The organism is Streptomyces sp. NPDC092370, assembly GCF_044755265.1.
GTDB lineage: Bacteria > Actinomycetota > Actinomycetes > Streptomycetales > Streptomycetaceae > Streptomyces.
Window position 1 is genome coordinate 162,827 of record NZ_JBIVQO010000001.1, and the last position, 23,455, is coordinate 186,281.

The 23,455-nt window shown below is 67.1% G+C and carries 20 protein-coding genes; 11 read left to right on the plus strand and 9 right to left on the minus strand.

Translation table 11 applies throughout. The features are described from left to right. The first annotated feature begins 4 nt into the window (after nucleotides 1–4). The 8 genes from ACIQHQ_RS00715 (at nucleotide 5) to ACIQHQ_RS00750 (ending at nucleotide 10,203) form a co-directional block, all read left to right on the plus strand. Nucleotides 5–817: an alpha/beta fold hydrolase gene (locus ACIQHQ_RS00715; RefSeq protein ID WP_402608704.1), complete on the plus strand. Its 813-nt coding sequence runs from the start codon at nucleotides 5–7 to the stop codon at nucleotides 815–817. 18 nt (nucleotides 818–835) lie between these two features. Beyond that, complete coding sequence (locus ACIQHQ_RS00720) at nucleotides 836–1,321, plus strand: MarR family transcriptional regulator (RefSeq protein ID WP_402608706.1); 486 nt, start codon at nucleotides 836–838, stop codon at nucleotides 1,319–1,321. Between the two features lie 72 nt (nucleotides 1,322–1,393). Beyond that, nucleotides 1,394–1,780, plus strand: coding sequence for a VOC family protein (locus ACIQHQ_RS00725; protein WP_402608708.1), 387 nt, complete (start codon nucleotides 1,394–1,396; stop codon nucleotides 1,778–1,780). Between the two features lie 479 nt (nucleotides 1,781–2,259). Then, nucleotides 2,260–3,789, plus strand: a complete 1,530-nt coding sequence (locus tag ACIQHQ_RS00730; RefSeq protein ID WP_402608710.1) for an ATP-binding protein — start codon at nucleotides 2,260–2,262, stop codon at nucleotides 3,787–3,789. Between the two features lie 146 nt (nucleotides 3,790–3,935). After that, nucleotides 3,936–4,817 (plus strand): PD-(D/E)XK motif protein, encoded by an 882-nt coding sequence (locus tag ACIQHQ_RS00735; RefSeq protein WP_402608712.1) that lies wholly within the window; start codon nucleotides 3,936–3,938, stop codon nucleotides 4,815–4,817. A gap of 51 nt (nucleotides 4,818–4,868) precedes the next feature. Further along, nucleotides 4,869–7,847: a Z1 domain-containing protein gene (locus ACIQHQ_RS00740; protein WP_402608714.1), complete on the plus strand. Its 2,979-nt coding sequence runs from the start codon at nucleotides 4,869–4,871 to the stop codon at nucleotides 7,845–7,847. 75 nt (nucleotides 7,848–7,922) lie between these two features. Next, nucleotides 7,923–8,966: a DNA cytosine methyltransferase gene (locus ACIQHQ_RS00745; RefSeq protein WP_402608716.1), complete on the plus strand. Its 1,044-nt coding sequence runs from the start codon at nucleotides 7,923–7,925 to the stop codon at nucleotides 8,964–8,966. Between the two features lie 61 nt (nucleotides 8,967–9,027). After that, nucleotides 9,028–10,203 carry a DNA cytosine methyltransferase gene (locus ACIQHQ_RS00750; RefSeq protein ID WP_402608718.1) on the plus strand — a complete coding sequence of 392 codons (1,176 nt, stop codon included), beginning with the start codon at nucleotides 9,028–9,030 and terminating at the stop codon, nucleotides 10,201–10,203. Between the two features lie 924 nt (nucleotides 10,204–11,127). Here ACIQHQ_RS00750 and ACIQHQ_RS00755 read toward each other — a convergent pair. From ACIQHQ_RS00755 to ACIQHQ_RS00780, 6 genes are all read right to left on the minus strand, one after another. Next, complete coding sequence (locus tag ACIQHQ_RS00755) at nucleotides 11,128–12,096, minus strand: DUF6339 family protein (RefSeq protein ID WP_402608720.1); 969 nt, start codon at nucleotides 12,094–12,096, stop codon at nucleotides 11,128–11,130. Continuing rightward, complete coding sequence (locus ACIQHQ_RS00760) at nucleotides 12,096–13,070, minus strand: hypothetical protein (protein WP_402608722.1); 975 nt, start codon at nucleotides 13,068–13,070, stop codon at nucleotides 12,096–12,098. The genes ACIQHQ_RS00755 and ACIQHQ_RS00760 overlap by 1 nt, the downstream gene beginning before the upstream one ends. Next, nucleotides 13,067–15,184 carry a helix-turn-helix transcriptional regulator gene (locus tag ACIQHQ_RS00765; protein ID WP_402608724.1) on the minus strand — a complete coding sequence of 706 codons (2,118 nt, stop codon included), beginning with the start codon at nucleotides 15,182–15,184 and terminating at the stop codon, nucleotides 13,067–13,069. The genes ACIQHQ_RS00760 and ACIQHQ_RS00765 overlap by 4 nt, the downstream gene beginning before the upstream one ends. A 132-nt stretch (nucleotides 15,185–15,316) precedes the next feature. After that, nucleotides 15,317–15,739 carry a very short patch repair endonuclease gene (locus ACIQHQ_RS00770; RefSeq protein ID WP_402608726.1) on the minus strand — a complete coding sequence of 141 codons (423 nt, stop codon included), beginning with the start codon at nucleotides 15,737–15,739 and terminating at the stop codon, nucleotides 15,317–15,319. A 45-nt stretch (nucleotides 15,740–15,784) separates the two neighbouring features. Beyond that, nucleotides 15,785–16,801: an SEC-C domain-containing protein gene (locus ACIQHQ_RS00775; protein WP_402608728.1), complete on the minus strand. Its 1,017-nt coding sequence runs from the start codon at nucleotides 16,799–16,801 to the stop codon at nucleotides 15,785–15,787. Nucleotides 16,802–16,929: 128 nt separating this feature from the next. Continuing rightward, the gene (locus tag ACIQHQ_RS00780) at nucleotides 16,930–18,405 is read right to left on the minus strand and encodes a beta-1,6-galactanase (protein WP_402608730.1); all 1,476 of its coding nucleotides are present in this window, start codon (nucleotides 18,403–18,405) and stop codon (nucleotides 16,930–16,932) included. Between the two features lie 223 nt (nucleotides 18,406–18,628). Here ACIQHQ_RS00780 and ACIQHQ_RS00785 point away from each other — a divergent pair, with 223 nt between their 5' ends. From ACIQHQ_RS00785 to ACIQHQ_RS00795, 3 genes are all read left to right on the plus strand, one after another. Continuing rightward, a complete protein-coding gene (locus tag ACIQHQ_RS00785) occupies nucleotides 18,629–18,958 on the plus strand; it encodes a DUF6412 domain-containing protein (RefSeq protein ID WP_402608732.1) in 330 nt (109 codons plus the stop codon). A 71-nt stretch (nucleotides 18,959–19,029) separates the two neighbouring features. Next, nucleotides 19,030–19,740: a YidC/Oxa1 family membrane protein insertase gene (locus ACIQHQ_RS00790; protein WP_402608734.1), complete on the plus strand. Its 711-nt coding sequence runs from the start codon at nucleotides 19,030–19,032 to the stop codon at nucleotides 19,738–19,740. A 143-nt stretch (nucleotides 19,741–19,883) separates the two neighbouring features. Then, nucleotides 19,884–20,741 (plus strand): fumarylacetoacetate hydrolase family protein, encoded by an 858-nt coding sequence (locus ACIQHQ_RS00795; protein ID WP_402608736.1) that lies wholly within the window; start codon nucleotides 19,884–19,886, stop codon nucleotides 20,739–20,741. 100 nt (nucleotides 20,742–20,841) lie between these two features. Here ACIQHQ_RS00795 and ACIQHQ_RS00800 read toward each other — a convergent pair whose 3' ends face one another. From ACIQHQ_RS00800 to ACIQHQ_RS00810, 3 genes are all read right to left on the minus strand, one after another. Continuing rightward, complete coding sequence (locus tag ACIQHQ_RS00800) at nucleotides 20,842–21,708, minus strand: LLM class F420-dependent oxidoreductase (RefSeq protein WP_402608737.1); 867 nt, start codon at nucleotides 21,706–21,708, stop codon at nucleotides 20,842–20,844. A 90-nt stretch (nucleotides 21,709–21,798) separates the two neighbouring features. Further along, nucleotides 21,799–22,320 carry a heme-degrading domain-containing protein gene (locus ACIQHQ_RS00805; RefSeq protein WP_402608739.1) on the minus strand — a complete coding sequence of 174 codons (522 nt, stop codon included), beginning with the start codon at nucleotides 22,318–22,320 and terminating at the stop codon, nucleotides 21,799–21,801. Further along, nucleotides 22,317–23,408: a Gfo/Idh/MocA family oxidoreductase gene (locus tag ACIQHQ_RS00810; protein ID WP_402608741.1), complete on the minus strand. Its 1,092-nt coding sequence runs from the start codon at nucleotides 23,406–23,408 to the stop codon at nucleotides 22,317–22,319. The genes ACIQHQ_RS00805 and ACIQHQ_RS00810 overlap by 4 nt, the downstream gene beginning before the upstream one ends. Nucleotides 23,409–23,455: the final 47 nt, after the last annotated feature.

Genomic DNA, 23,455 nt, shown 5'->3' on the forward strand with positions numbered 1-23,455 from the left:
CCCTTTGACCCTCACGACGTCCGGAACCCTCACCACCCCCGACGGCACGCACATCGCCCACAGGACTCACCACCCCGCGGGCCCGCCCGCGACCACGTTCCTCCTCCTGCACGGCCTGGCAGGCCACCAGGGCGAGTGGGACACCCTCGCCGGGCAACTGCCGGCCGACGGCCACCGCGTGGTGACCTACGACGCACGGGGCCACGGCGCCAGCACCCGCACCCCGGCGACCACGACCCGCGAGGCCCACGTCCAGGACGCCGTCACCCTGATCGAGGAACTGGCTCTGGCTCCCGTGACCCTGCTCGGCCAGTCCCTGGGCGGCCACACGGCGATGCTGCTGGCCGCGTCCCACCCCCACCTGGTGGAGTCCCTGATCCTGATCGAGGCCGGCCCGGCGGGCCCGGCCCCCGACCTCCCGGCACAGATCGCGACCTGGCTGGACGGCTGGCCCACCCCCTTCACGTCCCTGGAGGAGGCGGAAACCTTCCTGGGCCACGAGGCGTGGACGAGAACCCTGCACCAGCGGGACGACGGCTGGTACCCGGGATGGGACCGCACCACGCTCATCGACACCATCGCCGAACTGGCCACCAATGCCTACTGGGAGGAGTGGTCCCGCATCACCTGCCCCACGCTCCTCATCCAGGGCGAACACGGCACGATGCGCCCCGACGAACCGGCCACGATGCTCGCCCACCGCCCGGACACCAGGACGGTCCGCATCCCCGGGGCGGCCCACGACGTCCACCTGGACCGGCCGGCCCGCCTCCACGCGGAGATCCGCGCCTTCCTCCTTGACCTCAAGCTCGGTTGAGCTCCTACGTTGACCGCTATGAGCGCACCGATCGACAACCTCAAGGAGTACTCCCAGGAGGAACTGGCCGCCCAGCCGATCGGGGCATGGACCGGCCAGGCCTACCGCAGGGTCGTAGGGGCCATACGAGGCCAACTGGCCGTGGAGAACCTCACCCAGCCCCACTGGTGGACCGTGAACCACGCCTCCGGCGCCCCGGCCACCTGGACCCGTGCCACCCTCACCGACCGCCTGACCCCCTACGACGACCAGAACACCGACTTCGACGCGATCTACGACGACCTCATCGCCCGAGGCTGGCTCACGGAGGACGCGACAGGCGGCATGACCCTCACCGAGGAGGGCGAGGCCGGCCGCCTCCGCGCCCGGGAACGCAACCTCCGCGTCCACCACCAGACCCACGAGGGCATCACCGAGGCCGACTTCGTCACCACGATCAACGTCCTGCGCCGCATGGTCGCCAACCTGGGCGGCGACGGGAACCTTCCCGAGGACCCGAAATAGATCGACAAGGCCCGGCCTTCCCACGCATCCTGCGACAACGCACCTGGCGCAGACCTCTCAGGGAGACAGGCGTTGAACCCGACCATCCGCCACATCACCTTCGACTGCACGGGCGAGCCTTACGAACTGGCTCGCTTCTGGTCCGAGTTCCTGGGCCACCCGATCTCCGAGATAGACAAGCCCGGCGACGACGAGGTCCTGGTCGAACTTCCGGACGGCACGCCCGGCCTCCTCTTCGTCAGAGTCGAGGAGGCCAAGGCGACGAAGAACCGCATCCACTTCGACCTGGGCCCCACGGGCCGCACCCGTGCCGATGAGGTCGAACGCGCCGTGGCCATGGGCGCCAGCATCCTCACGGACCGCGCCCTCCCGAATGGCAGAGGCTGGGTCGTGATGGCGGACCCGGAGGGCAACGAGTTCTGCGTCGAACGGGGAGAGCTGGACCGAGCGGAGGACTGAATGCCCCGGGGCCGACGACAACGGCGCCCTTCAACCCGAACCCGTCACTCGGCAACGCAAGCGGCACCCGACTCACGTCCCCCCGCCGCCCCACCCTCGCCCGGGAACCGCCAACCTCAGAAACCTCCCCGGTGGAAGTCATGATGGGCGGGAAGGCCGCCGCCAGGTCATGGTCGGCCATCGCTATGGATCGCGACTGCTGCATGACGGGGGAGTAGGCGGCCCCGCACCTCCACCTCTGCGGACTTTTGGACGAGCGGCCCTACTAGCAGTCGCTTGGGGGCTTGCGGGGTGCCGACGGCCGTCGGCCCGACAGGGGCCTGATGCTCCGGCCAGTCGACCCCGTGGCGACGGACTGCAGCAGGAGCGTTGTCCAAGTCCAAACCATGACGCTCGCTGTCGACTACGGTGATATCCGCGTCGCATCATGATGACGTCCGATACATCTATAAGCAGGTGCTCGCCCGAAAAGGCAGGTCATGGTCTCCGAGTGGCTGTTCGAGGTTCCCACGACGGGTAGCAAGCGCCTGCCTCCCGATGGGCGCTACATGGAAGCGCTCAGCAGCCAGGGCTATGGCTTCGACGCCGCCATCGCAGACCTGGTCGACAACTCCATCGACGCCGGGGCTGAAAACGTCGTCATCCACTTCCTGCGGGACGGGGACGATCTTGTCAGCCTCGTGATTGTCGACGACGGCAAGGGGATGGACGAGGACGAGCTCGATGTTGCCATGACCGTCGGCGGTCGTCGGGGCTATGAAAAGCGGTCACTCGGTATGTTCGGCACGGGTCTGAAGTCGGCTTCTCTCAGCCATGCCGAGTCGGTCACGGTGGTCAGTCGCACCAAGCGCAGTCGGCCCGCAGGCCGGCGCTGGCTCATGGAGCGTGCCAAGCGTGGTTTCGAGTGCGACATCATCGATCCATACTTCGCACAGGACTTCGTCGACTTCTACCAGGGCCGCCCCATTGCGTTCCAAGGAACCATCGTCCGTTGGGACGGTGTGAAGGATTTCCCGAGCCATGGTGGTGGCGGCCAAGTTGACCGCTATCTGCACCGAACAGTCAACAAACTCGGTCTACATCTGGGCCTTCACCTGCACCGGTTCCTCGCGCGGGAGAACTTCCACATCACCATCTCGATCCAGGACGTGCGCACGGGGGTGGAATACGCGAATTACGGAGTCGAATCGCTCGACCCCTTCGGGTACCCCGTCCCAGGGGACCCTGCATATCCGAGCGTCTTCACTGCCCTGGTCCCGTCGGTGGGACCCGTTGGTCTCACAGCGCATATCTGGCCCCCACGGTCCTCGCTTGACGAGTACAAGGCATTCGGGGCAGTAGTGGAGCGGGAAGGGTTCTACTTCTATCGTAACGACCGACTCGTACAAGCCGGCGGCTGGAACAACTTCCGGCAACCTGAGCAGCACCTCGCGCTCGCACGGGTGGCCGTCGATCTGCCGGACGACCCGGATGGCAAGGTCTTTCGGCTGACAGTCAAGAAGGAAGGGGTGCAGGCGTCTCCGGAGTTCATCGATTCGCTCGATGCCGCCGCAGATGCTCAGGGTCGTACGTTCGCCCAGTACGTTCTGGACGCAGAGCGGGTCTACCGGGACGCCCGCAAACGCGCCGGGGTAGAGCGCAAGCCAGTGGTTCCCCCTGGTCGCGGCATCGATCCGCAGGTACGCCAGGTGATCGAGGAGGAGCTGCCCGTCCTCTCGCACGAAGAGCCCTTGCAGTTCCGTTGGCAGAAATTGTCCAACGAAAAGTTTTTCGAGATCGATCAGGAGTCCCATGTACTCCTTCTCAATCAGCACTACCGCGCCGCCCTGCTCGGCGGTCGCACTGGGTCTCTCAACGACGCACCGATGGTCAAGTCTCTGATCTACCTCCTTATGCAGGATGCCTTCCGGCACGAGAGGATGGGCAGCCGCCTGAAGGACAACATCGAGTTGTGGCAGTCCGTCCTCGTTGCCGCCGCTCGTGCGGAGCTCGACAGAGTGGCCGACTGATGGGGCTGCGTAGGGGCGGGGGCTCGGAGACCGCGGCTGAGGGCCCCGTATCCTCTGTATCGCCGTCTGCAGAGCTGCCCTGGACCACGGTCGAGCACTATCTGGGTCGTGGGCTCGGCGCGAGCTATCGCCTCTCTTCCCTCGGTATGCCACTCGTTTCGTACGAGATATCGGATGGTGGGCGCGGCATAGCACTCCATGTGGAGCTCGACGGTCGGCATCTTCCACCCCGCTCACCCCTGCCTGCTGTGCGTGTTGATCAGGTCGCTCACGCCGGGCGACGCTTGGCACGTCTCACCACACCACAACCTGAGCTGCTCCGTGATTTCCACGACCTGCTGTTGGCTGTAGCGGATCGCATCATCTGCGGCGGACAGAAACTGGATGAGGCCTTCAGCGAGACAGTGCACGGCTGGAGCGCACTGCTCGGGAGGCCGCGAGGAATGTCGCTGGAGAAACGACTGGGTCTCCATGGTGAACTCGCCGTACTCGTCAGGATTGCCGGAGCCGTCGGTTGGCGGGCAGCGATCGACACCTGGGTGGGACCGACTGGCGAAGAGCATGACTTTGCCCTGGGCACAGACGACTTGGAGATCAAGACCACGGCGTCGGAGCGGCGCAAGCACACCATCCACGGCCTCGGGCAGTTGTCTCAGTCCCCGGGACGGTCTCTTTGGCTCGCATCCCTCCGTCTCACACGAGGAGGAGCCGGGGGTCGCACGCTGCGGGATTCGGTCACTGCTGCTCGTGATGCAGCTGCATCCGAAAGTATCGCCCTCGGACGACGTTTGGACCGGCTGCTCGAAGCCGTCAGCTGGGATCCGGATCAGCCGGATGATGAACGCTGGACCCCACGTGACAGTCCTTTGCTGTTGCGGGGCGACGACGTACCCCGCATCACGGACGTTGATGTGCCGGGCAGCAGTCGAGGGCGAATCGGTCATGTCGTCTACGACATCGACCTCACTGGTTTGCCGCCGGCCGAAGGATCCTCGCCAGTCGACCTCACCGACCTACCGCTCCCCTGAAATGCCATAGCCCACGCCCATCCGGCCACGTTCGGCACCTTGAGGAAGATCATGATCACCGGTTCCAGCGACGCTCTCCTCCTGCAGCTACACAATGCTGCTCTTTCGGATATGCACACCAGTCGTCCAAAGAAGCTGGAGAGGGCGCTCGCCTACCAGGCGGAGGACTTGTCGCCGGAAGCGGAGGAGCTGGCCACCGAGGATGCGCTGCGTGGGGCGCTGGAGAAGGCACGTTCCACGGATCCGCTGGTGGAGCTGTGGCGAAGGAAGCTCACGGAGTGGGATTTTGCGCCGCACGCCACCTGGTCGACGAGTCCGGAGCGCACCGAGATGCGGCGATCAGACGTCTATGCGCTCCTCGGTCTCACCCACGAGACCCGCAAGTTGTTGGACGACCTCATCCCCGTCTCCAAGACCGAAGCGCCGGTCGTCATCTCGGACGAGTTCACCCCCTGGTATACGCCACAGTCACAGCAGGGCCGTCCCTGGTACTGGCCGTCGTACCGCACGTACCTGGAACAGAAGGGGTGGGACTCAGCGGCAATCGCCGGTCTCGATGTGGCCACCGACGCTGTGGTCGAGCGCCTCGCAAACCCGACCCAGGCCACTGCCTACCAGTCGAAAGGACTGGTCGTCGGATATGTGCAGTCGGGCAAGACGGCCAACTTCAGCGGCGTGATCGCGAAAGCCGTCGACGCCGGATATCGACTGATCATCGTGCTCGGCGGCACTCTCAATATGCTTCGTGCCCAGACTCAGCGGCGCTTGGACATGGAACTTGTGGGTCGCGAGAACATTCTGCGCGGGGCGAGCGAGTTCGAATCTGATTACTCTGACGATCCGGCTTGGAGCCAGGGCAGATTCGTGACCTTCGGCTCTCTTCCATCGGCCCTCGGCGCCTTCGACATCGTTCGGTTGACCACGCGAGACGACGACTACAAGAGCCTGCTCCAAGGGATCACGGCGCTTGAATTCGAGAAGCGGGAGCCGGCGCTTCCCCTATACGACCAGCAGAACCTGCACCGGTCGTCGGCCCGGCTCATGGTGGTCAAGAAGAACAAAACCGTGCTCGGCAAGCTCGTCAAGGACCTCAAGAAGATCAAGACGCCGCTCGCAGAGATTCCCGTGCTCATCATCGACGACGAGTCGGACGAGGCCTCGGTGAACACGTCCAACCTCGCCAAGCCGGACTCCGAGCGCACCGCGATCAACCAGAAGATCTCCGAGCTTCTCCGGATGCTGCCGCGATCGCAATACGTCGGCTACACGGCCACGCCATTCGCCAACGTCTTCATCGATCCCAGCGACGCCGAGGACATTTTCCCGAAGGACTTCATCGTTTCCCTGCCCCGTCCGGAGGGATACATGGGGGCGAGAGATTTCCACGACCTCGACTCCCCGGTCCCAGACGAGGACCGAACCGTTGCGAACTCGAACGAGCTGGCTCACGTGCGCAACATCACCGTTGACGACGAGGGCGGGGAGGACGAGGTCTGCCTTCAGCGAGCCATGGACATGTTCGTGCTCACGGCGGCCATGAAGCTGTACCGAGAGGACCGAGGAGGTCTGGGCGACCGGTACTTCCAGCACCACACCATGCTCATTCACGAATCGGTCCGCACCAACGTTCACCGTGAGCTCCTGGGCAAGGTGAGCCAGATGTGGTGGAACGCCGGCTACATGGGACCACGTGGCCATGAGCGCCTCCGCGAGCTGTTCGAGAGCGACATCGCTCCGGTATCGGCCGTCCGAGCCGACGGCTATGCGGTCCCACCCTCCTATGACGACCTCAGCCGCTATGTCGGCCCGGCCGTCACTCGGATCGGTGGAGACGACAACCCGATCATCGTGGTAAACGGTGACAAGGACATCGAAACCGGCGAAGCCGACTTCGACAAGCGTTCCATCTGGAAGATGCTCATCGGCGGACAGAAGCTGGCTCGCGGCTTCACCGTGGAAGGGCTGACCATCTCCTACTTCCGCCGGCGAGCAGGCAACGCTTCCACGCTGATGCAGATGGGTCGATGGTTCGGGTTCCGCGAAGGATACCGCGACCTTGTACGTCTCTTCCTCGGCCGTGCCGAGACTGTGGGAGCAAAGGAAATCGACCTGTACACGGCGTTCGAGGCGATCTGTCTGGACGAGGAGAATTTCCGCACCGAGTTGAAGCAGTACGCCACGATGGTCGACGGGAAGCCGCAAGTCACCCCGGCGCAGGTACCGCCCTTGGTGTCCCAGCATTTGCCCTGGCTCAAGCCGACGAGCCCCAACAAGATGTACAACGCGCGCCTCGTCGAACTCCACTCGCCGGGGCAGTGGCAGGAGCCCACCGCCTACCCGACGAAGGCTGTCGATCTCCGGCACAACACGCAACTCTGGACGCCGCTCCTCGAAGCGTTGCCCCCTGCCGTGACATCGCTCGCGTACCACTTCCCTCCGGAGAAGGGACGTGCGGCGGTCACCCACAGGTTCGACGCGTGCGTAGGTCTGATCGCGTCGGCTGAGTTCCTGGACATCGTGAGCGAGCTGCGCTGGGGTGCTCCTTCTCAGTTCGCTCCCAACCTCGCGTACCTGAAGGAGATCACAAGAGCCGCTTCGCAAGGGGTGGACGAATGGTCGCTCATCGCGCCGCAGCACTCCAGGCGAGGTCAGCGACTGGTGCTCGGTACCGACGAACGCGCCTTTGCATGGTTCGCACGTGAACGTCGGCGCTATCCGCTGTTCGGTGCCATCAGCGAACCAAAGCATCGTGCGGTTCCTCTGCGCATCGCAGGATCCCTCGCCGATTCGGGCGACCTCGCTACCGAAAACCTCGTTGCACCCCGCCGAGGCGTAGTCATCGTCTACCCCGTCGTTGAAGAAAAGCATCGATCCGCGATTCCCGACGACGGTCGGCTCGCACCGGACAAGGTAGTCATGGCGTTCTCCTTCGTGGCTCCCGCCTCTGCTCGCCGCGACGACGGCCGCGTTCTCCGCTTCACCACTGTCGATTCGGCCAAGGAAGGCCAAGCCATCATCGATGCTCCGTGATCGGGCTGCGGATCGCGGGCAGAGGACGGGCGGCGAAATGAACTCGGCAGCGGGGACGAAGGGAGCCGGTGCTACATGACCCGGGGGAGCACGACGGTTGCCGCGCGCGATGGGGACAGCGCCCCACGGGGCCGGCTGCGTTCGCTGGAGATCTGCGCGGGTGCAGGAGGGCTGGCGCTCGGTCTCGAACGTGCAGGGTTCGATCCCGTGCTACTCATCGACAGTCGCCCTGTCGCAGGTGAGACGCTCCGTTGCAATCGTCCGTTATGGGACGTCCGCGAGGTGGACATCCTGCAGTTCGATCCGGCCGAGGAGCAGCAGGTGTACGACGTACACCTGCTCTCAGGCGGTCTGCCGCGGGTGAAGTCTCCTGCGGCCGTGGCACGAACACGCGGGGACGACGCGGAGCTGTCCGTGCTGAAAGCTGCAGTCGACCTCGTCTACGGTGTGCAGCCACGCGCCATCCTGTTCGAGAACGTGCCGGAATTGATCAGGAAGAGCGACTACGAGCCGATCCGGGAACTGATCGCCAAGGAGCTCGGTCACCTTGGCTACCAGTTCCGCTGGCATGTGTTGAACGCCAAAGACTTCGGCGTCCCCCAGAGCCGGGAAGTCGGTTTCCTCGTCGCATTCAAGGATGATCTGATCGATCGCTTCGAATGGCCGCGACCGCACGATGATCCGGCTCCTACCGTGGGGCAGACCCTGCAGGAGTCGATGGGCGCCAGAGGTTGGCCCGATGCAGCCAGGTGGGCCGCCCAGGCGGATTCGATCGCTCCCACCGTCGTGGGCGGTTCCTGGGAGCGTGGTGGGGCGGACTTGGGGCCGACGGGCGCCAAGGCGAAGTGGGGGCGCCTCGGGGTCGACGGTGCCACCGTGGCCGATCAGGTTCCGGACGCCGCCTTCTGTTGGAACCCGGCATTGGGGCGCCGAGGTCTGGTGCCGCTCACCGTTGATCAGGTGGCTCTGCTGCAGGGCTTCCCGCCGGATTGGCGGATCGCGGGCCGGAAGACTGCACGGTACCGGCAAGTGGGCAACGCCACTCCGCCGCCTCTTGCTCACGCTTTGGGGCAATCGATCGCCGAAGCGCTGCGGACGGCAAGTGGCGACGTGGTATGAGCAACCGGGGGACGACAGTGCGAACACCGCCTTGCCCAACCGGCCGATAGACTTCCGCACCATGACCAGCACGCCATCCGGCCAGGCCAATTGTCAGGGTTTCCGCATCGTTGACCTTTTTGCGGGGCCTGGAGGTCTGGACATGGCAGCGGAAGTGCTGGGCATCCCTTCCGTAGGCATCGAGTGGGACGATGACGCCGTGGCCACGCGGCAGGCGGCCGGGCTGCCGACCGTCCATGGGGATGTGCGCCTTTTCGGGCCGGACAACCCGGGGTTCGAGGATTGCAACGTGCTGGCCGGTGGGCCGCCATGCCAGACGTTCTCCATCGCCGGCAGCGGTTCGGGCCGTAAGGCGTTCGACCTCGTCACGGGCTTCATTCACCGCATACACGCCTGGTACAGGCGAGAGCAGGCGGGCGGCAAGGGTGAGACCTGGGAAGACATCCAGCGAGAGCTGGACAAACTCGATGACGAGCGCACAGGGCTGGTCCTGGAGCCGCTGCGGTGGATTTTCGAAGCGATGCTGCGTCCTCGTCACGGCAGCACGACTCCCGAGCCGTTCGAAGTGATCGTCCTGGAGCAGGTGCCGGCCGTTATCGAGGTCTGGCATGAGTACGAGAAGGTCCTGAACGACATCGGTTACACGACCGACGCGAAGGTCTTCCACACCGAGCAGTACGGAGTCCCTCAGACCCGTCGGCGTGCCGTTCTCGTGGCTCGCTACGGGGATGCGCCCGCTCGGTTGCCGGGCCCGACACACCAGCAGTATCGCAAGCGCACGGTGCCTGCCGACGCCCTCTTCGGCGGTCGCGAGGCGTGGGTCTCCATGGAGAAGGCACTCAACGAGGTGTACGCGCGTGTACCGGAGGCTCCCCGGCGTCACATGCCGTTCTGTGTCGTCTCCAACTACGGCAGCGGTGGTGACCCCAAGGCACGCGGACGCCGTTCGTCACACGAACCGGCAGCAACGATCACCGGCAAGTGGAAGCGCAATCGAATCGTCAGTGCAGATGCTCGAGAAGCAGACCTGGGGCGCTTGAGCAACGAGGAAGCAGGGGTCCTCCAGAGCTTCCCGTACCGGTACCCGTGGCGCGGAAACGAGCAGGCTCAGCAAATCGGCAACGCCGTGCCGCCGCGGTTCGGGGTACATGTGCTGAGCGCAGCCCTGAGCTTGGGCGACCCCGGAAGCGACGTGTGGGAGAAGCTGTTGCGGTGGCCGGAAGAAGAAACCGCCTGAGCCGTGTGCGAACATCACTCCGTTCACCGGCGGAGTTACTGCCAGGGCGCGTGTGTGACCGTCCTGCTTCCGATGTGACGAGGCCGGTCGCTCCTCCCATGCGGCAGACTGCCCCCTGTGACTGATCAGCAGTTCGAGGAGGCGTACCGCGCTTGGCAACTCTCCTTACGCACATTGATGTCGGATGCACCGCGGCTCGCACGCTGGCAGGAGCGACGGTTTCGGTTCGCCCATCACGTGGGCGAGTTGTTGACGAAGCCCTTCGGGAATTCACCCGCGACGACCGGCCCCGCGCTCTACGGGGTGTTTCTCGCCGGAGTGGAGCTTTGCTACGTGGGACAGACGTTGGAAGCCGACCGACGTCTGAGGGACCTTCCCGTGGGTGAAAGCCACCATTTGGCGAACACCGCCCCTCCTGAGGTCTGGGACAGGGTCGTCGTGGTGCGTTGGGCCGATCTCCTGGCGAGGACCCCGGGACCCGAACAGAAGGCTGCCACCGAGCTCGGGGACGGGGTCTGCGGCCTCGCTCTCGAGCACCGACTGCAATTGGAGTTCTTGCCTCCTCTGAACAGCCGCCGGCGGCAGCGCAGCGGAGAATGGCGTCCCCGCGACCACGCGCAGAGCCGGTCACGTGGCGCCGCCAACGCGCATGCATTGCCCGTGTTGTGGCAAGAGGTGTGTGCCACGTGGCAGCATCTCGCTGCATCCCCACCACCCGCGCAAGACGTCCCGATCCTCACCGCAGCGGCTGGTCGTGCAATCTTCCCCTCAAGAGACCGGGGCATGTTTCTCGCCGAACAACCGGAGTGACAGCCCTTGCCTTGCGTGCGGCAAAGGGAATGGGAGCGTCGGATACGAGCCACCGGTTGCGCAGAGCGGGCTCTCAGGGCCACGTCCCGACAGCTGCTGGAGATGCTGCGCGCACTAGGCCATCCAGGCAGGAAGATCCTTGGCGAGACTCACCCCCTCTCGCTGCGTCGGCACCGAGGACTGCTGTGGGATGTTGCCCGCCTCCTCTGCCGCAGACATGCTGCCTCGGCGGCGAATCGGTGCCTCGGCCAACAGTTTCTCGAACAGGGGTACCAGGGCGTCGATGGCGGTACGTGGCACCCGGCCGTCGTCGGGGCCCTCGGGGAGCCGGTCCCAGTGCACGGCGGGAGCCGTCGCGGCGTCAGCGATCCAGTCCTGCAGGTCCTCGACGAGGGGTGGATTGTCAGGAGCGAGTACGTCGTATACGAGGGTGCTGCCCGCGGCGTTGACCGCCGAAGACAGTGCGTTGATGTGGTCACCGGGGCGAGGGACGCCGGATGAGATCAGTCCCTTGAACACGGCCAACAGCGCCTGCGCCGTGGGCCGGTGGTCGATGACGTCCAGACGAAGCGTGGTGTTGAGGATGTCCTGAATGCTGCAGGCGACTTCGACGGGGCGATAGTCCGGTCCGTCACGGAACAACTCCGCAGCCCACCAGAGGCGGGAAAAGCATTGCGTGTAATGAGGGCCGGAGAAGCGCGAGCTCTGGGCGATCTCAGTGCCTTTGTGCCGCCACACCACGTAGTCGGGAGCAACCAGCATCGCCAGATGGTTCCACAGGTTCCCGTCGCCTGCTTCGGCGCGGGTCATGCGCAGTGTGGCGTGTAGACGCGGAGCGAGCCAGCCGTCGGCGGCCGTGCGGTTGGCGGCGAATCTTGTCATCGCGACCTCGAGGAGTTCGCGGATCGGAGCAGTGTGCCACCGTGTCTCGTCCTCGGGAAGGTGCGTGCTCGCCTTGTGCAACGCGACTTGGGGCGGGTTCTCCTGGCCCGACTGCATGCCTCTGCTGAGGTACTTGGCCACTGCTGCGTCCGGTAGCAGGCCGAGCAACGGGGGGACCTCGAAGGGCACGGCGCGCGGCATCAGTCGGTCCTATCTGCGCGGTCTGCGGTTCGCACTGCAGCGGTGAGTTTCTTGGAGATCTGCGCGCGGCGGCCGGCTGCGTACTGGATGCCGGTTTGCAGTTCCGACCAGCCAAATCCTTTCGTGCGACGCTCGCTGATCTCGAATAGGGCGTCTGTCAGTTGCCGCCCTGGTAGGACGTCGGGCAGCATCTGGCGCAGCACCGACTCACGCCATCCAGTCGGCATGACAGGAGTACCGTCCTCGTCCTTGTCGAGATCACTGACGGCGGTGTGGAACATGGCTGTCCAGGCGTCCTGGGCGATTTGCGAGGCCGTCATTTCCCGGACAACCTTCTCCGTGGGGATGCCACCGCGACTGCCGAGCAATTCCGTGAGGCCCTCGACGGCGGTGGTGTTGAGGTAGACGATCGGTATGTCCCCCGAGGTTTCAACGATCCAGGGCGACTCCTTGTACGGCCGCAGCCATTCGTGCGGGCCCTCACGGAAGTCGACTTCCATGATCTCGATCTCACGCTGACGGACCGGTGTGGCCTCATCGAGATCGACGTACCAGTCCTGCTCCAGCGCGCCCACGAGCCGTCCCGGAACGCCATGGACACTGGCCACCACCAGGACGGAAAGAGTTGCCCGACGATGATGCAAGGCTCGCGACAGCGTGATCGAGCCCGTGTGGACACCCTCGACAGTCGGAGTGAGGCGAGCGGTGGCGCGCGCGTTGGTCGCCTTCTCGGTCAAGGTTGCAAGGCAGGTCACGTCTTGCCACGGGCCTTCGGTCAGTTCCTTCGCAGGAAGGGTTGCCCGCAGGTCCAGAATGGCCTCACCCCAACCGGCTCGACCTGATTGGTGTAGGGCGACTACACGTTCATTCACCGACACGTTGGTATACGAGAGCGGTTTGCCGTCGACGCTGACGGAGACGACGTCGCACCCCACGTCGCCGAGAAGAGTCGGGTAGGGAAATACCGGCCTCACGCCGTACCTCCTCGGGCCTTGGGAACATCCACGGCCAGTCGGGCATAGCCTCCGCGGACGGGGTGAGTCGCAGGATCGGTCACACCGCTGAACACCGCAGTCCGAACGCCAGGTTGGACGATGATGGTGCCGCTCTCTGCGCGGCAGGACTCGGACCCGAGGAGCAATTCCCACTCCACGGATGGCCGGCCACCGGAGCGCACATCGAACTTGGCTACGGGAGCCAGCACCCAGGGGTCAGATGCATCCGGCAACCGCAGGTGGACGGTTACGTGCCAGGCGCCGCGTTCGTCGATGCGGGCCTCGACGTTTCGTACGGTCGGGAATGATTGGGTGCGGCGCCCCGTGGGACCGGCGTTCGTGTCGAGCTTGAGCAACTCGCGCAGCACCGCCGGGCCCCCGGTACGAACGATGTCTCGCTTACCCAGGAGTGTGCGAACGGTTTTGTCGATCGAGGACCTGAACTCTTTCAACCTTGTCAACGCCCCGCGTTCGTAGGCTGTGGTCAGTTCCTCGGTCCTGTCCCAACGATCGTGTTCCGGTGGCTCGGAGGCACGCAGGAAAGCCTCAGCGAGCACGACGTCCTCGGCGTCACGACCGGTCGCATAGCCCGCCAGTAGAACGGCTTGGAAGGGTGTGGTACCCAGAGGCAGGTCTCGTGGACGGTGCTCGGTGATGGTCATGCGATTGCCGCGCATACAGACGACACGGTTGATCTGCGAGTCGTTGTCGTCGGCCGGGGTGAGCAGGAGCACGGCGAGATGTTCGCGGCCCTTGTCACGCGCACGCCCTTGACCCTTGAGCGGAGTGACGATCATGGGAACGTCGGCACGGACCACCTGGCTTGCCGACGTCAGTTCGGTGACCGTGTCTCCGTCGAGATAAGCCTGGAGCGCGCGGCTGAGTGCAGGGTGATGAGCATGCGGATCGACCCTCTTCTCCGGGACGTAGACCTCGCCGTTTCGTAGGGTCGTGACCCGCGCCTCCAACAGCGGGCCGGCCGATTTTCCGCCCAACATGGCCGCCCAGAAGCCGTTGGCAAGTGCACGAACAAGCTTGTCATGCATCTCCTGCAGAGACTCGGCGTCCCCGGAAGCGTCGTGCGCGCCCACAATGAGGAAAGAGGTGCCTGCTTCGTCGCTCGCACGTCCGAGATGCAGTGCGCGCAGGGTTTCGTCGTCGGCCCACCAGGATCTCGCCACACCCTCGTGCTCCGGTTCGGTGTCCGGCTCTCCGAGCCAAGCCGGCCCCGCGAATGCCTCTCCGTCCACCTCGTGCCAGGGGAGATCGATGCGTCCGATGACACGTCCTGCGGTGCGTCCCTCGTGTGGCTCCGACAATGTCGAATTGATCAGCACGAGGCCGAAACGACTAGTCGCCCAAAGGGTGGCCTTGCCCAGGCCGTAGGAACCGCCCGCCCGCCCACCGGTGACTTTGTGGCTGTCGAGTTGGCGGCGGACCACGGCGGCGAATCGGCCGTCGCTGTACTCGGGGCCCGTCAGACCTGCAGCGTTGTAGTCATCGATGCGCAGGAGCCGCAGACGACGCTCCTTGGACAGGTCTTCCAGGGCGGAGCGAAGGCTCCGCGAGACCTTCTGATTGCCCCGTGAGGCCTCGGTGTAGTGGGGAAGCAGTTCATCCCATTGCAAGGCCGTCAGAAAGGCGTCGAGATGGGACCCGTCCAACTCGTGCAGCGTGTAGTGCACGCGCACGGGAGAACGGTCGTCGCAGCGCTCGTCCAAGGAGTTCTGCGTCGCTTCACGTGCCAACACCGAGAGGTCCGCATCGAAGGCGAAGGCGGCCGCGTTCCCATACTCGCGACCACCGTCGGCGTGCGCAGGCCGATGGTGCCAGATGACTGGTCGGCCCGTCGGAACGTCGACCGTGCGCGTCACGAGGGCGGCGAGATCGGTTCCGAGGATTTCTGCGATGCGTGCCTTTGTTTCGTCTCGGGGCTCTGCGCGGCCATTGATCCAAGCGGACACGGCAGCGCGGGTCTTACCCACTTGCGCGGCAAGATCGGCCTGAGACATGTCAGCTCGGCGAAGCTGGCGCCCCAACCATGGGCCGAAGGCCTCACCGCGTTCAACGGGCGGCGGAAGAGATTCGGGCATGGCGAGTCACGCCTCCTGACACTGGGACCCAGGGTAGTTCGGCAGATTGGGCCCCAGGCTACAGGCATGTTTGACACCCCAGGGTCATGTCAAAAAAGATCTGACGGTCCGCCTCGTGACCACATCAGGGCATCACCTCCGACGGATTGTCGCCTGCCGCTCCTTCACGACATCCCGAACGCGGAGCGCAGCCTCGATGGGATCCTCGTGCTCCCACACCCGCAATGCCAACCATCCGGCCGCTGCCAGCCGTTCGTCCGTGTCCTGGTCCCTCCGCTGATTGCCTTCGATTTTCGTGCGCCAGAACTCCGAGTTCCTCTTGGGCCACGTGGCGTGTTCCGGGCACCCGTGCCAGAAGCACCCGTCCACAAATACGGCTACTTTGCTGGGACCGAACAGGATGTCGGCTTCCCGCCGAACCCCTTTGAGCGGCTTTCGATGGACTCGGTAGCGCATACCCGCCGCGTGCAACGCACGCCGCAGCGCCATCTCGACATCCGTGTCCCGGCTGCGCTGCCGGCTCATCCGCGCACGCGTCTCAGGAGTGGTGTCCACTGTGGACCGTGCCTTCCGTTCCTGAGTTGATTCGTTGCTGCTTGGCTACGCGTCCGACCCGTGGCACTCCCCATAAGCCCGCCCCGACCCACACCAGCACCCCGCCCCCCGCTGCGGCGGCCAAGCCACCGCCCGACCCCGTGCCGCCAGCGTCGTCGCGTACTGCGGAAGGAGGGTCGTGTCGCCCGGGGACGAGCTCTCCGATGCGGCGAAGGCCTCGTAGGACGGGACCGTGCCGGTGACGATGCCCAGGTTGGGGGTGCCGGAGGCGGAGAGTTCGCGGAGGGACTGCTCTATCGAGGAGAGGTGGTCGGCGTGGGACGGGTACTCCGTCGACAGGGACGGATACGCGTCGAGGAGTTCCGTGAGTTCGGCTGCCGGCCAGTGCAGGACCGCCACCGGGAAGGGGCGGGAGAGGGCCTGTCGGTAGGCGCCCAGTTCCGCTCGGAGGCGGAGGATCTCCGCTTCCAATTCCGCGGGGTTCTCCGAGCCCAGGGACCACACGCGCTTGGGGTCGTGGAGTTCGTCCAGGGTGATCGGGAGGGAGTGGACCGAGTCCGCCAGGGCGTCCCACTCGTCGTGGGACTTGCCGAGCATGCGCCGTACGCGGTGGCGGCCGAAGAGGAGGGGACGGGTGGCGTAGGGGGGCTCCGCGACGTCCGTCAGGAGGCGGCGTACGGCCTCGGTGAAGGTGTCGTGGGCCGCTTCCAGTTCGTCGTGGGATTCCAGGGACTCCGCGACGATCACCCAGGGGGCCGGGTCCGCGGGGGACGCCACCCGGACGCCCTCGATGATCGCGCGGGCCTCGGCCTCGTGGCCGTACTCCCAGAGGTTGGAGGCCTTGAGCGCCCGTACCAGGTGGGGGTTCTCCAGGCCGTCGGGGGAGGAGAGCAGGCGGTCGTAGAGCGTGGTCGCGGTGGGGCGGTCGCCGGAGAGCTCCAGGTGGGCCGCTGCCCGCAGCAGCAGGGCCTCGGCGTCCTCGGGATACAGGCCGGCGGTCCGCTCCAGGCGTGCCGCCTCGGCGGTGTGGTCGACGTTTTCGGCAGGCGTGTCGGGGCGCATGGGGGACACCGTACTGCCGGGAGGTGACGAGCGTGAGAGATGCGCAGGCCAGACCACCCGGCCTCCCGACTTCCCACGCTCGCCACCCAGGTTTCACGGTTCGCCCCGAATCGCCGACCGCCGCAGACTTACAGCGTCACGCCGTCGATCTGCAGGGTCTGGACCGCCTTTGCCGCGAAGGGGACGCTTACCGACTTACCGGACAGGCGGATGTCGGAGCGGGCCGTGTAGAGGTCGCCGCCGCCTGTGGTGACCGTGTTCCAGCGGGGGACCAGGCCTCCTGAGCCGCCCGTCACCGTCGAGAAGCGGGAGAGGTCGAAGGTGAGGGTCTGGGCGGACGTGGCCGTGTTGACCGCGACGATCACCAGGCGGCGGGCCGTCGCGTCGTACGCCGCCACCGCGTAGCCCACGCCCGTGTCCAGGATCGTCATGCCGGGGCGGATGTGGCGGCTGAACTGGGCCATCACGTAGTGCTTGGTCTGGACGGTGGTCGGCTGGAGGGTGTTCGCGTCGTAGGCGATCATCGCCCAGCCCGCCGTCGGGTCCATGACCTGCCAGTAGCACCAGGCCGTGGGGTGCAGCCAGCGGAAGTCGAGGCAGAGGTTCGAGGCCATGGTCAGGCCGGTGCCGTCGCTGTCGCCCGTCTCGGAGTTCCACAGCTTCTTGCGGGAGGTGGTCACCACGTCCGTGTAGAGGAGGTCGCGGCGGCCGCCCGAGCCCTGGTAGCCGTGCACGTTGACCTGGGAGACCAGGCCCTTGGTCGTCGAGCTGAAGCTCGACCAGGTGGAGCGGGCCGTGTCGTAGTTCGTCTCGTCCGAGGCGGCGATGCGCAGGCTGGTGAGGCCGCGTTTGTCCAGTTCGCTGCGCATGTAGGGGAGGACGGCCGCCTGGACCGCCGGGTCCATGTGGCAGCCCTCCTGGGTGCCGGTCGCGGTCCACCAGGTGGAGGCCGGCTCGTTGAAGGGGTCGACGGTCGCGAAGTTCACGCCCCAGTTGTTCTTCGCGTACAGGGCCGTCGCCGCCAGGTGGGAGGCGTGCTGGCGGTAGTTCCAGGTCTGGAGGTTGTTGCCGCCGCCGGACGCGCCCGAGGGGTTGTGGTTGCTGCACATCCACCACATCGGGGAGTTGGCGAACAGTTCGGTGATCGCGCCCCGCTGCGTCGCCTTCACCAGCATCGCGCGCTGGTTGGCGTCCGCCGTCCACTTCCACGCCGAGGAGGTGGGGTCCTCGTTGTTCCAGTCCTGCCAGAAGCCCTCGATCTGCTTGAAGGCCGGGATGTTGGGCGACTTGACCATCGTCTCGCCGCCGACGCTGTTCCAGCTGCACGCGCCGAGGTTGTAGCGGGCGATGTTGAGGCCCAGGCCGGGCAGGGAACGGCCGTTGTACGTCACGGACTTGGTGGTGAAGAACAGATCGGCGAAGTCGTCCCGGGCGCCGAAGACGTTGGCCCACCAGGCGAGGGAGGTGCCCCAGCCCTCCCAGGTGCCGTACGTCGTCGAGGGGTTGACGGCGATGGTGGCGTCCGCGCGCGCGGTGCCGGTCGCCAGGGCGCTGCCGAGGAACGTACCGCCTGCTGCGGCCAGCAGGCTTCTGCGTCGGATCACGGCTCCTCCGTAAGGGAGATGAGGGCGCACGCCGGTCCCCGGCCCGGCGTCGCAGGGGTGTCCCGTTGTCGGGTGACGAGAAGCATCGGGTGTGGCGGGTGGGTTGTCGAGAGTTCTGACGAACCTTTCTCAAACCCGTGTACGAAGTCGCCGGCCCGCTGGCGGGGGTGATCCTGTATAACGAACAACAGGGCATGCACACGTATGAGAGGAGGGGCAGCCGATGAACCGGAGCTGGGCGACTCTGCGTCCCGCTCTCGCGCTGCTCTTCCTGCTCGCCGGGGTGGCGCTGCTCGACACCGGCAGTCTCTCCGCCACCGTCGCCCTCGCCGCGACCGCCGCGGCCTCGTCCGCCCTGGCGCTCTGCGCCCTCGTCGCCTCGCGCTGCGCGCCCGCCGTGCCGCGTACCCGCGTGCGGACGGCCATCCGCGACCGGGACCGGCGTACGGCCTTCCTGCCGCAACGCGATCCCGACGCCCGGGGGCGTACCCGTCCCCGAGCACCCGGCCACGCCCTCCGGGCGACCGTCGCGCAGGGGCACCTCCACATCTGAAGTGACCCCGCGCGGGTCGTCATGCCGCCATGACCTGTTCCGGCACGACGAGACCCCCGGAGGGCTCACCCATGTCCGTCTTCGCCAACCTGGTCGAGCACCTTGCCGACCTGCTCCAGCCGCTGTTCGGCGCCTCGGCGGCCGCCGCGGCGATCGTCCTGTTCACCGCGCTCGTACGGCTCCTCGTCCACCCCCTGTCCCGGGCCGCCGCGCGCGGCCAGAAGGCCCGGACCGCGCTCCAGCCGAAGATCGCCGAGCTGCGGAGGAAGCACGGGAAGAACCCCGAGAAGCTCCAGAAGGCCGTGCTGGAACTGCACGCCGAGGAGAAAGTGTCGCCGCTGGCCGGCTGTCTGCCCGGACTGCTCCAGGTGCCGGCGTTCTTCCTGCTCTACCACCTGTTCTCCAGCGACACGATCGGCGGCGAGGCCAACGGGCTGCTCGCGCACAGCCTGTTCGCGGCGCCGCTGGGGGAGCGGTGGGCGGACGCGCTCCAGGACGGTGTCCTCGGTGGCGCGGGCCTCGTCTACGCGGGGCTGTTCGTGGTCGTCGGATGCGTCGCCGTGTTCGGTTACCGGCTCAGCAAGCGCATGATGGCCGCGAACCCGGCCGCCCAGGCCGGGTCGGGGGAGCAGCCGCCCGGGCTGGGGGCGGTGACCAGGGTGATGCCGTTCATGTCGTTCTTCACGCTCGTCACCGTGGCCGTCGTACCGCTGGCCGCCGCCCTGTACGTGGTGACCAGCACGACGTGGAGTGTCGTCGAGCGGGCCGCGCTGTACCGGTGACCGGGCGGTCGGGGTCCAGTAGGTGAACCGGGTATTGCGGAGTGGACTCCCAGCTTGGAGGATCGACCAGTCCTCCGATGGCTGCCCCGCCGCATCCGGGTCGCGCGCATCGGTCGAGCGCCCGCGATCGAGGGAGACTGATCATGAAGCTGCTGCGAGTCGGTACGGCGGGGTCGGAGCGGCCCGCTCTGCTCGACGCCGACGGGACCCTGCGGGACCTGTCGGGCCTCGTCCCGGACATCGACGGCGCGCTGCTCGCCGACGAGGAGGCCCTCGGCCGCGTCCGGGCCGCCGCCGACGCCGGTGACCTGCCCGTACTGGACGACACCGGACTGCGGGTCGGGCCGCCGCTCGGGCGGATCGGCAAGATCGTCTGCATCGGGCTGAACTACCACGACCATGCCCGCGAGACCGGTGCGGAGCCGCCCGCCGAGCCGGTCGTCTTCATGAAGGCACCGGACACCGTGATCGGGCCGAACGACACGGTCCTCGTGCCGCGGCGGTCCCTCAAGACCGACTGGGAGGTCGAGCTGGCCGTCGTCGTCGGGCGTACGGCCAGGTATCTCGGGTCCGCGGAGGAAGGGCTCGCGCATGTCGCCGGGTACGCCGTGGCGCATGACGTGTCCGAGCGGGAGTTCCAGATCGAGCGGGGCGGGACCTGGGACAAGGGGAAGAACTGCGAGACGTTCAATCCGCTGGGGCCGTGGCTGGTGACGGCGGACGAGGTGCGCGACCCGCAGGACCTGTCGCTGAGGCTGTGGGTCAACGGGGAGTTGAAGCAGGACGGGACGACGGCCGAGCAGATCTTCCCGGTGGGGGAGGTCGTGCGGTATCTCAGTCAGTTCATGACCCTGTACCCCGGTGATGTCATCAACACGGGGACGCCGGCGGGGGTCGCCCTGGGGGCGCCCGAGCCCAAGCCGTTCCTGCGGGCCGGGGATGTCGTGGAGCTGGAGATCGAGGGGCTCGGGCGGCAGCGGCAGGAGTTCAAGGACGCGTAGACGCTCCGCTGGGTGAGCCGGGGAACTGCGGTCCGTTTCCGGCTGCGGGCAGCCCGTGGCCGGTCGCGCAGTTCCCCGCGCCCCTTGGGGCGCGCTCCCGTCACGCCAGTGCAGAAGCCAGCTCGCGCCACGCCTTCCTCGGGAGGTCGTCCCGCGGCTCGCCGGTCAGGACCTGGAGGGCCACGTGGTCCGCGCCTGCCTCGAAGAAGGCGTCGATCGTGGTGCGGATCGCCGTGTCGTCTCCCCAGGCGAACAGGGCGTCGACCAGGCGGTCGCTGCCGCCGTCCTTGAAGTCGTCCTCGGTGAAGCCGTGCCGGAGGAAGTTGTTGGTGTAGTTCGCCAGCGGCAGGTAGAGCTCCAGGAACTCCCGGGCCACGGCGCGGGCGCGGGCGGGATCCGTCTCCGGGATGACGCCCAGTTCCGGGGCCAGCAGCGGGGCCTGGCCCAGGATCTCGCGGGCGTGCGCGGTGTGCTCCGGGGTGACCAGGTACGGGATCGAGCCGGCCGCCCGGTCACGGGCCAGCCGCAGCGACTTCGGGCCCAGGGCGGCAAGGAGGCGGCGGTCCGCCGGCACTCCGGCGGCGTCCAGGCCGTCGAGGTGGCCGACCAGGGCCGAGTAGGGGCGGGCGTACTGCTCCACCCGCTTGGCGTGGCTCACTCCGAGGCCCAGCAGGAACCGCCCGGGGTGGGCCGACTCCAGCTCCGCGAAGGCCGTGGCGGCGGCGTCCGGCTCGTGCTGCCAGATGCTCTGGATGCTGGTGCCGACCGTGAGCTTCGAGGTCGCCTCGATCAGCGGGGCGGCGTTGGCGGCGGAGCTGTTGCCGCCCAGCCACACGGCGCCGTAGCCGAGTTCCTCCAGTTCGGCGGCGGCCTCGGCCAGTTCGCCGCGCCGGTCCGGGTCCTCCGAGCGCAGGCCTACGCTCCAGATGCCGTACCGGCCGACGGTCTCCTTCAGGGGGGTGGTCATCGGTTCGGGATCCCTCCGGTTGGGGCGCCGCGCCTGATCACGCGTACGCAGGTGCCAACCGGAGGGAGCCGGTGATGATTCCGGCGCGGGCTACGGGTTCAGGAACCGCTCCAGTGCCTCCACCACGAGCCGGTGGTCCTGGAGTTGGGGCAGCCCGGACACCGTCACCGCGCCGATCACGCCCACGCCCTCGACGGTGATCGGGAAGGAGCCGCCGTGGGCCGCGTAGGTGTCGGGGTCGAGGCGCGAGGACTCCTCGAACGTGCTGCCCTTGGCGCGGAAGCGGGCGCCGACCAGGTAGGAGGCGGAGCCGTAGCGCTCGACCACACGGCGCTTGCGGGCGATCCAGGCGTCGTTGTCCGGGCTGGAGCCGGGCAGCGCCGCGTGGAAGAGCTGCTGGCCGGAGCGGTGGATGTCGATGGCGACCGGGGCCTGCCGCTCCCGGGCCAGCTCGACGAGGAGCGAGCCGAGCGCCCAGGCGTCGTCGTGCGTGAACTGGCGGAACACCAGGAGGCGTTCCTGCTTCTCCAGCTCCTCCAGGCTCGGGGTGAGCTCGGGGTGGAACTTCGGGGTGAGTCCCTGGCTGTGGGAGGGGGTGCTCTTGTGGGTCACAGCGTCACCGTCACTTTCTCGCGGGCCGAACGACGGGCGGCTTCCAGTACGTCCAGGGCGGCGGCCGCCTCCCGCGCGGTCACCGGGTTCGGGGCGCCCTCCAGCAGGGCTTTCGCCACGGCCGCATAGTAAGCGGGGTAGTCGCCCGGGAGGGTGGGTTCGGGGCGGCCGCCACCGGTGACCGGGGACTCGCCGGAGCCCACGCGTCCCCACAGCGACTCGGGCTCCACGCCCCAGTCCGGGCCGGGGCGCAGTCCGTCCCGGAGCGCCGCCTCCTGGGGGTCGAGTCCGTACTTGACGTAGCCGGCGGTGGAGCCGAGGACGCGGAAGCGGGGGCCGAGTTGGGCGGTCGTCGCGGAGACGTAGAGGTGGGAGCGGACACCGTTGGTGTGGGTGAGCGCGATGAACGTGTCGTCGTCCGTCTCGGCGCCCGGGCGGCGGATGTCCGTCTCCGCGTAGACGGAGGCCGCAGGGCCGAAGAGGGCCAGGGCCTGGTCGACGACGTGGCTGCCGAGGTCGTAGAGCAGACCTCCGATCTCTGCGGGGTCGCCGGACTCCCGCCAGCCGCCCTTCGGCTTCGGGCGCCAGCGCTCGAAGCGGGACTCGAAGCGCAGGACGTCGCCCAACTCGCCCTCGTCCAGCAGCTTGCGCAGGGTGAGGAAGTCGTTGTCCCAGCGGCGGTTCTGGAAGACGGACAGGAGCAGTTCGCGCTCCTCGGCGAGGGCTGCCAGGACGCGGGCCTCGGCGGCCGTGCCCGCGAGGGGCTTGTCGACCACGACCGGCAGGCCGGCCTTCAGTGCGGTCGTCGCGAGCGGCACGTGCGTCTTGTTCGGGGACGCCACGACGATCAGGTCCAGCTCGTCGGCCCGGCCGAACATCTCCTCCGGGGTGGCGGCGAGGTGCACGTCCGGGAAGTCCGCACGGGCCTGCTGCTGCCGCTCCGGGTGGGAGGTGACCACCGTGTCGAGGGCGAGGCCCTCCGTGGCGGCGATCAGGGGGGCGTGGAAGACGGAGCCGGCGAGGCCGTAGCCGACGAGGCCGACGCGGAGGGGCGAGCCGGAGGCTGTGCCGAGGGGTGTGCCAGTCATGTCACCCACTTTCGCAACGCTGTTGCCAAAGTGCAAGCGCCGGGGAC